Annotated in this window: 10 protein-coding genes; 3 read left to right on the top strand and 7 right to left on the bottom strand. The window is 43.2% G+C overall.

The window, feature by feature from the left end:
• The first annotated feature begins 21 nt into the window (after nt 1-21).
• The 3 genes from BN35_RS03890 (at nt 22) to BN35_RS03880 (ending at nt 6573) form a co-directional block, all read left to right on the top strand.
• Nucleotides 22-1062 carry a BT_3044 domain-containing protein gene (locus tag BN35_RS03890; RefSeq protein ID WP_051275172.1) on the top strand — a complete coding sequence of 347 codons (1041 nt, stop codon included), beginning with the start codon at nt 22-24 and terminating at the stop codon, nt 1060-1062.
• Nucleotides 1063-1084: 22 nt separating this feature from the next.
• Nucleotides 1085-2923, top strand: coding sequence for a BACON domain-containing protein (locus tag BN35_RS12760; protein ID WP_025072554.1), 1839 nt, complete (start codon nt 1085-1087; stop codon nt 2921-2923).
• Between the two features lie 110 nt (nt 2924-3033).
• Nucleotides 3034-6573, top strand: coding sequence for a M60 family metallopeptidase (locus tag BN35_RS03880; RefSeq protein ID WP_028900893.1), 3540 nt, complete (start codon nt 3034-3036; stop codon nt 6571-6573).
• 246 nt (nt 6574-6819) lie between these two features.
• Here BN35_RS03880 and wecC read toward each other — a convergent pair whose 3' ends face one another.
• The 7 genes from wecC to BN35_RS03845 form a co-directional block, all read right to left on the bottom strand.
• Nucleotides 6820-8034, bottom strand: coding sequence for a UDP-N-acetyl-D-mannosamine dehydrogenase (gene wecC, locus BN35_RS03875; protein WP_025072557.1), 1215 nt, complete (start codon nt 8032-8034; stop codon nt 6820-6822).
• Between the two features lie 53 nt (nt 8035-8087).
• Complete coding sequence (gene wecB, locus BN35_RS03870) at nt 8088-9266, bottom strand: non-hydrolyzing UDP-N-acetylglucosamine 2-epimerase (RefSeq protein ID WP_036893236.1); 1179 nt, start codon at nt 9264-9266, stop codon at nt 8088-8090.
• A gap of 11 nt (nt 9267-9277) precedes the next feature.
• The gene (locus BN35_RS03865) at nt 9278-10468 is read right to left on the bottom strand and encodes a glycosyltransferase family 4 protein (RefSeq protein ID WP_025072011.1); all 1191 of its coding nucleotides are present in this window, start codon (nt 10466-10468) and stop codon (nt 9278-9280) included.
• Between the two features lie 6 nt (nt 10469-10474).
• Nucleotides 10475-11548: a hypothetical protein gene (locus BN35_RS03860; protein WP_145992923.1), complete on the bottom strand. Its 1074-nt coding sequence runs from the start codon at nt 11546-11548 to the stop codon at nt 10475-10477.
• Nucleotides 11549-11552: 4 nt separating this feature from the next.
• The gene (locus BN35_RS03855; protein WP_025072009.1) at nt 11553-12377 is read right to left on the bottom strand and encodes a glycosyltransferase family 2 protein; all 825 of its coding nucleotides are present in this window, start codon (nt 12375-12377) and stop codon (nt 11553-11555) included.
• Between the two features lie 414 nt (nt 12378-12791).
• Nucleotides 12792-13850: a glycosyltransferase gene (locus tag BN35_RS03850; protein WP_025072008.1), complete on the bottom strand. Its 1059-nt coding sequence runs from the start codon at nt 13848-13850 to the stop codon at nt 12792-12794.
• A 1-nt stretch (nt 13851) separates the two neighbouring features.
• The gene (locus tag BN35_RS03845) at nt 13852-14952 is read right to left on the bottom strand and encodes an O-antigen ligase family protein (protein WP_159099996.1); all 1101 of its coding nucleotides are present in this window, start codon (nt 14950-14952) and stop codon (nt 13852-13854) included.
• Between the last annotated feature and the right edge of the window lie 73 nt (nt 14953-15025).

The following is a 15025-nucleotide window of genomic DNA, read 5'->3' as shown; positions in this document are numbered from 1 at the left end:
CACAAACCATAGACAAACAAAATGATGATGAACAATAAGATTTATAAATTGTTGCTGCTGGCTGTCGGCATCACGCTCTTCTCATGCGAGACATACGACTTCGACCAAGAGCAATACAAGAAAGAAAGCTACTTGCTGCAAAACTCAGACGGTGTGTACGACAGGCAGTGCGTAGACATGGAGGCAGAGACATCCACAAATGGTGCCGTCATCAACTTGGTGGTTGGTATCAGCGGATCACAGCTACCTTCGGAAAGCGTACCTGTGAGTATCGTACACTCCGACTCGCTGTTCAAAGTGTTCAACAAGTCGAACTATGACATCGACTCCACACGCTTTGCCAAGCTGTTGCCCGAAGAGTGCTATGAAGAACCTGCACTCAATGGTGTGATAAAGGCTGGTGAGTCACAGGTAAAGTTTCCTATCAAGCTCAAGAACCTTGACAAGCTGTCGCCAGATAGCATCTATTTCTTGAACTATAAGCTGGATCCAAAATCCACTACACCGTTCAATAATAAGAAGAAAGAGGTGTTGCTGCGCATTCATTGGAAGAACGAGTTTGCTTCTACCAAAACGCAAATTACATACAACTACAACAGCACCACAGTGGTAAACCTGAGCAACAGTGAGACAGCTCGTCCAACCAATACGCTTAGAGCTTTTCCACTTACGGTGAACTCTGTTCGTATGTTGGCTGGTAATGAGGATTATGGAGACTACAAGAAGGCAGCTCCACAAATCAAGCAGAAGAGTGTGGTCTTTACCGTGGGCAAACAACTGCAAACCGACCCTAAGAAGCGCGAGGCAGTAGTAACTCCCTACAATGCAAATGAAATGGAAGTAGTCATGCTCACCCCCATCGGGGAATACGACAACACTTTCTACCTCAACGAACTCGTTGCACTGGGAGGCGGCAACTCCACCTATTATAAAGAGTTTCGTGTACATTACAAGTATCGCCTACTCAACCCACAGAAAGATGGCACCAACAAGCCAGGTCCTTTCAAGGAAGTGAAGGCAAAGCTTCGCCACCAATACAACCCAAGGGCAGAGCAATTGTAAGAAACCTTAAACATTTAGAAAAATGAAGAAAAATAAGATAATCATTGCTTCGGCAATGCTGGTCGCAACACTTACTGCGACGTTCACAGCCTGCTCGCCCGACTACGAGACGAACTTTGACAAGTCTCTGCTTGAAGTTCCTCACAAGAGCCAGGCACTCATCACCTTCCAGCGTGAAGGTGGTGAGCGGACTATCGATGTGGTAACCAACGTGGCGAAAGAAAACTGGAACGCCGAAGCGAACGCTGACTGGTGTACGGTGGAAAAAGCCAACGACAAGGTACTTGTTAAGGCTGGTACATACGATGGATATCAACCACGCAAGGCTGTGGTAACCATCAAGTACGGACACCAAGAGTATAACGTTCAGGTGATACAGGTAGGACACGAAGCCACACTGAATCTCGTTGAAGATGGTGGTTTCATTATGCGAAAGAATGGGTTCATGGCATACGTAGAGGGAAATGAGACTGAGTTTATTGCTCCCGTTTCCACCAACCTCAACATTGACCATATCCTTGTACCAGACACCACGTCATGGGTACACTTCGATGCTAATGAAAAGTTGGAAGAAGATGCACAAGGACGAAAACTCATCAAGCTACGCCTCGACCCCAATAAGACCAAGGCTGACCGTTACTGCACCATGATCTTGCAATCGTCTCAAAACTGGGATGCTACGCAAGAATTTGTCTTGATACAGAGCCGCGTAGGATACAAGGTAATCCCTTGCTACGGCAATACGAGTTACGAAATCGGCGACTTGGGTGGCAAGATACGCATCCCTTATGTGCAAAACGAGAAAGACGGCAAGTGGACTGTCACTGTGTCCGACAATGCTGCTTCGTGGTTGCATGCAGATAAACAGTTGCTGAGTAACACCGATGGTGAACTGTCTGGAAAGGTTGATATGAACCTAAGTGACCAGCCACGTACGGGTACTGTTACCTTGAAGAGCGAAAACAACGACAGGTTATACGTTGTTACTATCAAGCAGAACAAGTTTACACCTGTGCCACCATTCAATGTTGTCAATGCCAAGACTAAGGCAGAGAAAGGACAGATTACCCTTACTTGGGATCAACCTGAAGTAGTGAACTATACCAAGTTGGTCATCACCATGCACAACGCAAAGTTAGGTAAGACGGTGAAGAAGACACTCACCGACATGAACAACAACTCCATTACCTTTAAGAACACCTTCAAGTTTGCTGGAGAATATGAGTTCACGATCCTTTCTTATGGTCCTACAGGTTTGGAAACCAAGCAACCCGTGAAGGTGACAGGTACGTCAGACGTATGGTCCGAGCAAGTAAGTGTAACGCTCACCGAAGACATGATTACTGCCAATGCTACACATCCAACAGATGGAAAAGGTATCCCTGGTTTGATAGACAATAACACCAACACGTACTACCACTCTCAATGGGAAAAGAATTCATCCGATGGAAAGCCACACCGCATACAGATACACCTAAACAAGCCATCTGCTGGCGAGTTCTACTTCGACTACATGGGTCGTGGCAATGGTGACGGTGGTGGTGACGTGAAACGAGCCGAAGTATTTGGAAGTCACTCTGGTGCCGATGCCGATGGTGCATGGACAAGTTTGGGTATCATTACCTACAAACTGCCAGAAGGACGTGGAAAGCAGGGCGTAGCTCAAAACCACATCAAAACTGCCGAGAGCTATGAGTACTTGCGGTTCGTACCTTTGGCACGCCGTAACAAAGATCCTTTAGGACTCACTGGTACCAGCTCAGACTGGTTCAACATGTCTGAACTGCGTCTCTTCGAGGTGCATGATGAGGCATGGGCACAGAAAAATCTTGAAACCATACTTGGAGCAAAAAGGTTCTAATATGGAATAGTGCCACAAGCTGGTACTATACCCTTAGCGAAAGACATGCGCTTTCTACATAGTTAGTGCATGTCTTTTTTTTTACAAACATTCATCAACTACCTAAGTCAATGAAAACAAGAAAAATAACAAGCTGGCTGATCATGCTATGTTGCACAATATTTGGCTTCCTGCCAGTTAGTGCCACCAATTATAGCGCACCAGCAGACGGAAAGGCATATCGACTGTGGAATACTAACTACGCAGGACACCTGATGTACGAAGACCAAGCGACAAGTCAGCTTAAGACTACCGCCACTGTCAACGACAACGACTTTTACCAAGTGTTTGTGCTGACCAAGAGCGGTGAGGGGTACACCCTGCGCAACGTGGGTTCAGGAGCCTACGTGGGAACCGTGTACGAAAATGAGACCATGTATACCACAGGTAACAACCCCTTTACCTTTAATATAAAAAGAAATACTGCACGTACCGATGTAGAATGCTACAATCTGATGCACTCTACTGGCAGATTCTGTATGCACGAGGCACAGGGACAGCGTGTGGTACGTTGGTTCCCCACCACCACTTCGGAATCTAACCGCCCTTCAGAGTGGCAGTTCGAGGAAGTGACCCTCACCCCAGAGATGCAGCAACGCTTGAATGAAAAGCAACAGCTCATACCGGCCGCTTACTACATCATCAACACCCAGCGCAAGCCTGGTACTGAATTATATATGTACGAGGGTTCCGACCATAAGTTGAACATCCGCAGCAACAAACCATCTTCAACTAAGTTTGACGACGTGTGGGTGATGAGGGTGATAAACGGTCAGTCGATTTTGCAAAATCTTGGTACGGGACGTTACGTACAGAAACAGTCCACCAAGTACACCAACTATTACACTGGTGCCAATCCTTACGCTTTTTGGTTCAAGCGCTTTGGATTTGTCAACGGCAATACCTATTGGGACATCGCCAACACCAATGACAATAATGAAGGCCTGCATGGCGACGGTGACTTGAGAGTGGTGTCATGGAGCCCCGCAGCTCCTGGTGGCCAAATCACGCCTTCCGAGTGGGTTATTAGAGAAGCAGGTATCAGCAACGATCAGGTAAAGCAACGCCTCACACAACTATCAGGAGCGAAACGCCCAGAAGACGGCAAGTACTATCGCATCGTGTGTGTTGATTACAAACGACCGCTTAAGATAGACTATGCAAACGGCACTGTCACCACTGAGAACACTACCATTGCCAATGACTATGCGCAAGTGTGGAAATTGGTGGCCAAAGGCGACCGGTTCGACTTGGTGAATGCCTACACCAATCAAATGATACAGCGACAAAGCGGAGCCTTGAGCCAGCCATATCGTACGGCAGCTAGCTCCAACGGAGGGTTCAAGTTCAATGAGGTGAATGATCCTTTCAATCTTATGTTCACCATGGACGATGTCTTTGGCGTGGGCATTCATTGCGGACAGTCGCAAGGTTATCAGGCTGTGGGCTGGCATACGTCGGCATCCGCCAACAATTGGGTGCTATATGAGGTGAAGGTTGACGAGGAAAAATTACGAAAAGCGCAAGAAGAATATCAAGCATTCCACAACCTGAAAGACAATGCTAATGTCCATTGGCAGAAGTTGTCCAAATATTTTGCTGACGCAGCTGCCACGAAAATAGCTCCTGCATATGCTGGTAAATCTAACGAAAACCTAAAGACAGAGATGCAAAACGATGGCATTCCTGTTATTTTGCAGAATGTCGTGCTGAAGATTAAAGACCAGGCATGGACAACCTATGCCAGTGGAAATAACTGGGAAGAGCGTTTCCGCATTGCTTCCTACAAGCCCTACTCCGACAACGACCACTGGGCATGGAAGGTGGGCATGAGTTATAAGTTTGGTAACCTTACCAATCCTACTGGCATTACGGCTTACCCCAAGAATACCCTTTTGTTGTTCGTGGATAGCGACGTGCCAGCCAACGCCACCCTCGAAGCCGAGACGGTGGAGCTGTGCAGTGTAGAGGGTAACCGCATCAAGCTGAAGAAGGGACTTAACGTCATTGCCGTGGAGAAACAGGCCAACCTGTTCATTCGCTACATAGTAAACACCCACAACACGGGCATGAAGCTCGCCCAGTTCCCAGACATTAAAATACACATAGAGGGCGGAAGTGTCAATGGATACTTCGACCTGACCAAGGGTGACGACAACCAAGTGTGGAAGGACCTGAAAAGCGACGGACTGCTGCAGGCACAGGCTGTGAACCTGAAGACCAAGAACGTGGTGTTCCACATGAACGCTGCCAAGGTAAAGGCCACTTGTCCCGGTCCCATGGCCAATCTACTCAAGATTTGGGATGGAATTGTGCAGATGGAGGTAGACCTCAAAGGACTACAAGCTAAGGTAGCTGACCGATGCAACAACGTGCTCAATGCCACCAGCGTACAAAGCAACTACATGTACGCCACCACTTTCGGTTCCTACTACGAGGAGGGAACGCTGTCGAGTGTTATGAACTACGAGAGCATGCGCCTGGGTGGCAGCATCTGGGGACCCGCACACGAAATGGGACACTGCCATCAAAACCTCATCAACATACACGGATGTACGGAGGTTTCTAACAACCTGTTCTCCAATGTAGCCGTGTTTAATCAAGGTGTTATGACCTCGCGCGGTAACGGTAGTAGCCAGTATATTTCCGAACAATACGTAGCGGGTAACCATTTTGCCGATTATAGTATTTGGTGCAAAACACAACTGTATTTCAAGCTATGGCTGTATTTCCACGCAGCTGGTAACCAGCCCGATTTCTACCAAAAGCTCTTCCAGCTACTCAACGACGACCCGATGAAGAAGCCCTACGATATCAACGGTCCCGACGAATGGCTTAAGTTTGCGCTTAAGTGCTGTGAGGCAGCCAACGCCGACTTGTCCGAGCTGTTCCAGATGTACGGGTTCTTCGTCCCAGTACACCAAAAAGAAGTGGACGACTACGGCAAGAAACGTCTTACCGCCACGCAGGCACAGATTGACGCCGTGTTGGCAAAAATGCACGCCTATCCCAAGAAGTTAGGCAACATCGTGTTCATAGACGATCACATACGACGCTCGCCAGCCACCTATGAAGGTGCACCAGCCGGCACCATGCGTCGCGACTATGACGACTGGGTAGCCATTGGTAAAATGGGTGATCATGGACAGTGGGAAGACTTCAAGCCCAGCGCTCAACAACCTGGTGGCGCACGTCTACTACAGTGCGTGAAGAATAACGATGGCACCATGAGCATAGCCTTTGACAATGTGCTGCCTGGCACCATGGGTTACAAGTTCTACGATACTAAGGGTAACCTGTTGTTCATAGCCAACACCGACCGTGTACAACTACCCTCCGCCGTAGTAAACAAACTGGGAGGAGAACAGCCTGTAATTAAGGTTGCACAAGCCAGCGGACTCGATGCGTTGGTAACAACGGCCATTCCTTCTGGTATTGATGCCATTCGCAACTTGCCAGCCAACGCAATGGTAGACGTGCACACCCTTGACGGCGTATGTGTGGCACGCCATATAACCATAGCTCAGGCCAACAGCCAGCTACCGCAAGGTGTATATATCATTACGCAGCTCGACACCAAGGCCAGTCACACTGTGCACATGGGCCGATAGTGCTTCATCTGAGGTCATTCGCCACAGGCGAACCTGTAAACAAAGTTGGAAGGGAGAGAATAAGCAAACAAGTAGTTTGTTATTCCCCTTTCCAGCTTTTGAAGCCCTACTCAAAGGAATACATACGGTGATAATTTTTAGAACCAACCACTAACAAACAAAATGGTGTGTCCAAATGGGCACACCATTTTTAAATGCACAAAGCAGGCATTCAAGTATCATTGTGGTAAAGGTACATTTTCGTCTTTACACCGTTTTTATATGTTCTATTCCGCAGAAATCGAAAATGATTTTGTCTTGCTTTTTAGTAAGCTCTTTGAACTTAGAGTGAGCTACGAGAAATGCCACAATGTCAGCTTGCTCAAAAGCATCATGATATGGAGTAAGTTTAAAGATAGAATGAGCTTGTATGTTTGGTTCCGAAACCATCAAAGTTGCATCGTGACAGTTCTGCATGATGTTGCCTACAATTTGTTGGGCAGGACTTTCTCTTAAGTCATCAATGTCTGGCTTGAATGTAAGACCCATTAGTGCCACATGGGGTATTTTGTTGTTTTTTAGCTTGAAATCAATAATGGCTTTTTTAATCTTGTCTGCACACCATTCAGCCTTATAGTTGTTTATTTTGCGTGATGTTGCGATAAGTTGACTTTCTTCTGGAAATTTGGAGATGATAAAATAAGGATCAACAGCAATGCAATGACCGCCTACGCCACAGCCTGGGCGAAGAATGTTCACACGAGGGTGTTTGTTGGCCAATTCTATTAATTCCCAGACATCAATACCAGACTTATCACAGATGATTGACAATTCGTTGGCAAAGGCTATTTGTACGTCACGACTTGAGTTCTCGGTGAGTTTGCACAACTCGGCTGTTTTACAATTGGTGGGATGAAGACTTCCTTTCACAAAATGACGATAAAAGCTCATCGCTTTTTCAGTGGACTGTTGGTCATATCCTCCAATCACTCGGTCATTGTGTATCAGTTCGTAAACAATGTTGCCAGGTAACACCCTTTCAGGGCAGTATGCGATGTAGATCTTTCCTTCCAGTTCGGGTCTTTCCTTGAAAATAAGTTTTTCCATCTTTTCTGTTGTGCCAACTGGTGACGTCGACTCGATGATATATAGGTCGCCTTCCTTGAGGAGGGGTATGATGGTGCGTGTGGCCTTTTCTATAAATGATATGTCTGGCTGGTGATTGCTGTTAAATGGGGTCGGTACTACAATCAAGTAAGCATCTGAGACAACTGGTGTTGTACGGGCGTAAAACTTTTTGGCAGAGATTACGTCTTTCAGCATGGTTTCCATCATAGGTTCTATGATGTGTAATTTTCCTTGATTGGTTGTATCGACAATTTTTTGGTTAATATCAACTCCTATTACATCAAGACCAGCTTGAGCGGTAATAATAGCGGTGGGAAGACCTATGTAGCCTAATCCCATAAAGCAGACTTTCATTTTCTTTGTTCTTTTATGTTTCTATATTTTCGTAAAACGTATCAATTTGTGTTTTATTGTCCTAATATGTTTCTGATAATCTCTACAATTCGCTTGCTTGCTTGTCCATCTCCATAAGGATTGTTGGCTTTGCTCATGAGACTGTACGAATGGTCATCAAGTATCAATTGCGACGCTTCGTCAACAATTTTTTGGTAATTGGCTCCAACCAGTTTTACAGTTCCTGCCAAAACCGCCTCCGGTCGTTCGGTAGTATCACGCATCACTAATACTGGCTTGCCCAAGCTGGGTGCTTCTTCCTGAACACCTCCGCTGTCTGTCAGCACAAGGAAAGACTTTTCCATTAAATAGACAAAACTAAGGTATTCTAATGGCTCGATGAAAAATAAGTTTTGAAAGTCATTCAGGTTTTCTCCAAATACCTGACGTATGGGATTCCGTACATTTGGATTCAAGTGCATGGGATAGACGAAGTCAACATTGGGATGTTGTAAGACCAACATCTTGATTGCCTTGCAGATGTTGTGGAATCCATCTCCGAAATTTTCTCTACGGTGACCTGTGATGAGAACCAGTTTCTTGCTTTCGTTCAGTCGGGAAACGTCGTATCCACAGCCGATGAGGGTCTGCCGTTCTCTATCTGCAAGTTGCTTGTCGCATTTCAATTCATTCACCACCAAGTGGAGTGCGTCAATAACCGTGTTTCCCGTGACATAGATGTTGCTTGGGTGTACATTCTCTTTTAGAAGGTTCTCTCTGCTGGTTTCAGTAGGTGCAAAATGATAAGATGCGATGCGCCCTGTTATTTGTCTGTTCATCTCTTCAGGCCATGGGCTGTAAATGTTGCCAGTACGCAGACCGGCTTCTATGTGTCCAACAGGAATTTGTTGATAAAAAGCAGCCAGTGCGGCGGCTGTACTGGTTGTGGTATCTCCATGAACAAGTACAAGTTCTGGGCGGGCCTGCCTTAACACGTCTCTCATGCTGAGCAGCACACGAGATGTGATGTCGTATAGATCCTGTCCTTGTTGCATGATGTCCAAGTCGTAGTCTGCAGTCAGATGGAAAACATCCATGACTTGATCAAGCAACTGTCGATGTTGGGCAGTGACGCATACCAAGGTGTTAAATATATCAGATTTCTTTTGAAACTCTTTAATGAGTGGTGCCATCTTGATAGCCTCAGGACGAGTTCCAAAGACCAGCATGACGGTTTTCTGTTGTCGTGTCATTGATCTTATTCTTAGTTAAACTTATTCAGAAAAGAAGTAAAACGTGTCATCTGTTCGTCAAAATTAAAATGCTCTTGTGCAACGTGACAACAATTCTCGGTGAGAGAAATATATTGTTCAGGTGGCATTTTTGACAGTTTGATCAAGTTCTCTTCTAAGGACAGATAATCTCTTGGTTCTGAAACATATCCCAGCTGATAGTTCCTCACAATCTCCGCTCCTTCTCCTCCGCCGCAAAATAATACTGGAATGCCTAATGGAATGATGTCAAACAACTTTGAAGGGACTGCTCCTTTAATATGTACCGTCAGGGGAATCAAAGATGCGTCATAGGAACGCAAGATGTTTTCCATCTCCGATTTGGGGGCTACTCCATGATAAAACACATTGGTGTTATGTGTGTCTATGTATTGTTTAATGACGTTAGCTTGGTTCCCACCTCCGTATAAATGCAATTCGACGCCAATATTCTTGAAATCAATGAATTGAATTATCTCAAGTAAATTCTGGGCAACTCCTAAGAGTCCAGCATATACAACCTTGAGATTACCTTTGCTGCGACGTTTGCCCATAGCGGTTTTGTATTTCTGTAGATTCCTGTAGAGAAATTTAGGTGTTTGCTCAGAGAACATGGAGATATGCCGTATCGATTCATTTGATTGAGCCATGATACCATCGGCTTTTTTATAGACGAAACGTTCCATCCATGCGAACAATTTGTATGAAAGACTATTTTTACGCATGGCTCCTAACTCTACAGCTGATAGAGGCCACAGGTCTGAGACATTGATAATCGTAGTACGTCGATACAAGCATTTAAATATTAACATTGCAGATGTTGCTACGGGCAATGGTGGGCATTGGATAATGATATGGTCATAACGCCTTATACGCCTGAAATGGAATGCGAATCCCCAAATCATCAATGCAAACGACAGAATACTCCAAGCTCGCAGCAAAGGCTTCTTGCTGACAGTGGCGTACATCCAGTATCTGTAGACATGACAGTTGTTGATAGCCTCAGACATGTACAGGCAGTTTCTGTAACCGTCAAAAAGTTTTCCTTTGGGATAATTTGGCAATGACGTTAGTACGTCCACTTGATTTCCCTTTGCTTGTAGTGCCTCGACTAAATTAGTAATCCGTGAGGGCGCTGCACCTATTTCAGGATAGTAGTATATGGAAGTAACAAGTATTTTCATGTTGCGTTATTTGATAATGTCAAACGAAAGGGAATCGAGCTTTATTTCACACAACTTTCCATCGTATTTTCTGACAGCCATGGGCGAACATAATATATTTGCTTGCTTGTCCGCCTCTTCTATCTCAGGGAACTCCACCTGGCCATATTGGCAAAGTCTCATAGGCCAAATATCCTTCACGAGACGAACAATGCGATTTACTTGTAAGTCGTTGGTGATGTACAGGACATCAACATGCTTGCTTTTAATTCCTTTCCCCAGTCTGTAATCAAACATGGAAAGAAGCCTATGTCCCAAAACCGACGGATATGATTCTACTGTGGTGGAGATAACCAATCCGTTGTTGAGGTTGGTGCCATAGATTACAGAGCCATGTAAGTCGCACACCTTTTTCGGCTTTTTGTCATGGTTGTCAACAAAATATAAATAGTTGTCTTGCATCGTTGCATCGGTAGCGTAAAGCAATCCTTGAGGAAAAACTCTCCCTATCACGCACCTATAGTCTTGCTTCCCTATAAGAAAAGGCTTTACTTCAGAGAAATCCGTATTTGCCACGTAGATACCAGCCATTTTCTCAAAATCGCCTGTAAAGATGAAAAAGCGCTTATGATATTCGTCATATACAATGTTATGAATGTGACGGATTGTTCCAGCAGGAAAGGTATGGACGATGGTCAATCCCTTTTTCTTCGTATATTGGTAAATGTTAATTTCTTCATGATTGGAATTCTGTCCATAATCTCCCCATAAAATTTTGTCATCTCCGTACGAATACATGGAACACAAGTGAAGAGGATTGCTAAATCCTTTTCTGCATGGTATGATTTCTTTGAAATCGCCTTCCTTTACGCTGTATACATATAGACGTTTTTGGAAGACGATAATGAATAGGTCTGAACAGACTCTTGCCATACATCTTGGCTCAAGTCTGAACATCCTGTTCAAGATTCGTATAGGATAACAGGTGTATTTCACTCCAGACAAAGGGAACTTCCGTAAGGGAACTCCATCGACGCAGAGACTTCGTTTGTCATAGGAGTATAAATGATGTTCTTTTGTGATATATAATATCTTTACCATTTTGTTAGCAATAAAAGATGTATTCCCTAACAGTGCCTAACATGCGAGTTACAATGAAACATAAATTATATTTTCCTGTAGAAAGCAGTCTCACATATCTTTTTAGTAAACTTCCCATGATTTGTACACGCTTCATCCAGTTCATGGCCGTATGAGAAGATGAATTTTGTCTAATTCGCCTATAATAAATGCATTCTTCTGAGGCAAGGACGATACCACTTGTCTTGTTGCTGATGTTTGCCATGAACCAAGAATCCTCACCTTGTGTGAGTTCAATGTCAAACCAAATATCCGTGAGGATTGCCTTAGGGATTAGTTTGCAACATGCAGAACTCATAAATTTTCTTCCTTGTAACACTGACAACCATGATTTTTTATCATTTTTCTTGTTCAAGAAGGATTTGCCAATATAATCTGGTTTTGTGTCATTTAAGCTGTTATCATAAAATGCTTTTACATTGCTCGCCACAATTTGAAGCGGGTGATTGTAACTTGTTTGGTACAACTCTGAAAGATAGTTCTCTGATACGATATCATCATCATCAATAAAAGCGATGTATTCTCCCTGTGCATTGTCTAAGCCTATGTTACGGGCATTCGATACGCCTGCAACATCAGTTTGCAAAAGCAAGGTTTTGACTCCCTGAAACTTTTGTTGCAAAAACAACTTAATGTCAGTATGATAAGGTTCGTTGCATCCATTCAGTACTATAATAACTTCGTAGCGTTGTTTGTCTATATCCTGTCTGGCAACACTCTCCAAGCATCTGTAAATATAGTTGTCTGGTTTGTAGGAGGGTATGATGACAGAAATTAAATCGGTGCTCATAAGTGATTTATTTATAATTCCAACGAGTTGTCTTTATTTGTACACCTCTGAATTTTGTAACGCTATCAGTTCAAACAAATATTTATTGCGTGCTATTGTTTACTTTATCTATTAGCTATTTTTTTCTTATTGCAAAGATAATTATATTTTTTGATTAAGGATAGTATTTATTCAAAAGTGTTGTACAGAGGGCACACTGCACGGACAGCAGTGTGAGCTTGGCTATCTGTTTTCTTTGCAATATGACTTTTTGTTTTGTAGTTGTCATCATGCTGGCGCAACTTTATTCAAAACCTATTTTAAATCAAATTGCATTTGTCAGTAAATTTAAGATAGGGTGGAAAGGAGGGAATGAATAATAATTTTTCTACATCTTGTAATCTTTATCTGCTTACGGTTTTGTTAAAATAATTTTCAAAATAGTTCTTCGAGCTTTCCCAAAGTGTTCATTATCGAAAATTTTTCTTTGGCGTAGCGGAAGGCTTCGTTACAATATATTTTCCGTACATCTTTATCTTTCATCCGATAAAGTGCACGTACAATATCGGCTGCGTTTTTAGGTCTGATAACAATTCCTGTCTCACCGTCTTTTATAGTCTCCGTATTGCCTCCTACGTTAGTTACAATTGCTGCGCAGTGCATGTTAATAGCCTCAAGGAGAGCCATAGAGTGATTTTCATTGAGTGTAGGAAAAAGGAATATGTCGCTATCTTTGAGAAGCTCGTAGACGTCTGTTCTATTTCCGAGTAGAAATAAACGTCTTTCGGCAATTTCTTCTTTACACAACTCTTGATAGTGATGTAGATAATCGCCACTTCCTACAATGACAAAAACAAAGGCTGAGTCTTTGAAATTTTTGAGAGTTTCAATAATATATTGATGTCCTTTTCTAATAACGACACGTCCAACAGAGATGACTATGATTTTATTTTCAGGAATATTCAGTTCTTTTCTGAGCTTTCCTGAGCTAATATTGTTGATGTCAACATTAGGGAAAGTATTGTATATTACACCTTTGTTAGCTCCAGCCTTAGCCAGCTTTAACGGTTTCACAATTTTCTGTTCTGCTTGGCAAACCGTAAAGATACTATCAGCCATTCTTATTTCCAAGGGTTCTATAATGTATTTAAGAATTGTTTTCCTAAAGGTTCTTTCTGGTACATCCCAGTCGGACCCGTGGATACAAACGATTGTCTTTTTGACATTTGAAAGTTTGGCAGCCAAAACCATTAAAAAGCCAATATATTGCAAGCCCCGGACGAGAGCTACATCGGCATGCTCTGTATTGATAAGTTTCCAATAAGTGAGTACGAACTTCATGCCTTTGATAGGATTGAAATGTAGCACACTTTCGCTGATGCCTATTTCTTTAATCTCGTACTTCTTCGAGAGGTAGGAGCTCAAGATGTTCTGATGAACGGTTTTTGGTCCACCTTCTTTATATTTGGTATCAACTAAAAGAATCTTCTTCATTTTATAGCATTTGTTCTTGTGTCCCGCAATGGGTTGAAAGTTCTTCTCCACTGCTTTTATTTAATTCTTTATGATGTTCAGAGTAATACGTTTCGCTGTGTGCCGCAACGAGCATGAAAAAGGATATAAGCCAAATAGCATTATAAAATACGAAAAATACACCGTCCAAAACATAGATTAGTCCGAACGTAAAGAAATAAAAGTACATCTTGTCATCGTACCGTTTATAGCGTTTCCATTGACGAATCGTGAAAGACATCATCAAAGCTGCGTATAGGATCAGTCCTATAATCCCCATATTCACGAATGCCTCCAAATAGGAATTGTGTGAAATCTGTCTTCTGGACGAAACCCCTTGATAATTTGCACTACCCACGCCCAATGGCATGTTTTTCAATGCCACTTTCGTTGCATCTCGTACCAACTCCATCCTGCTGTCGTCAGCTACATTTTTTTCGGCTCGTTCTTTAAGGAAACTGTTGTCGTATGTATTTATAATCTTCCCCGATAGGGAAACCATGACGGTTAAGGCAACCAGGCTGAAGTACATCTTTTTTCTCATGGATGACCCTTTGAAGTATCGTTGGTATATGAGAAGTGAGTATAACGGAACTTGTATAATCATGACTTGTCTTGAGGCGGTGAGCAACGAAACGCCAAAAGAAGCTGGAATCATTATCCAAAACAAGAAGAGCCATGTGCGTTTCATCCATTTATTTTTAGAAATTTGCCAGAGCATGAACAATAGATATGACACATAAAACGTATAATATGCCATGGTATTGGCATTGAGAACCTCATCATTCAGTCGGTCGCTGTCATCGACCATCATTGTGAAGATGTTGTGAATGGCGTAATTCCATGCGCTGAGGTATAATAGTACATATACAAAATATAAGTAGGGAATAAGTCTTAATTTTCTTGCAAAGATAGAGATACAATAAACAAAAAGGAACGCACCTAAAATCATGTGTAATTCTGTGCTGGCAAGCTCTTTGTTATCTGCCCATAGGTAGGCTATACAATCCCAAACAAAAAGCCCGTACAGCAATTTTTCATAAATATTTGTATGAAACCCCTTGTTAAATAAGGTGGCTATCATGCATGCTAAAGGTATAGCTAAATATAATCCGACAGTATTAGCCGCTGGCGAATAAAGACTTACAAAGGCTGCA

Source organism: Hoylesella timonensis 4401737 = DSM 22865 = JCM 15640 (assembly GCF_000455445.1).
Lineage (GTDB): Bacteria > Bacteroidota > Bacteroidia > Bacteroidales > Bacteroidaceae > Prevotella > Prevotella timonensis.
Note: the sequence above shows the minus strand (reverse complement) of the source record. Positions and strands in the feature narration are given on the sequence as shown.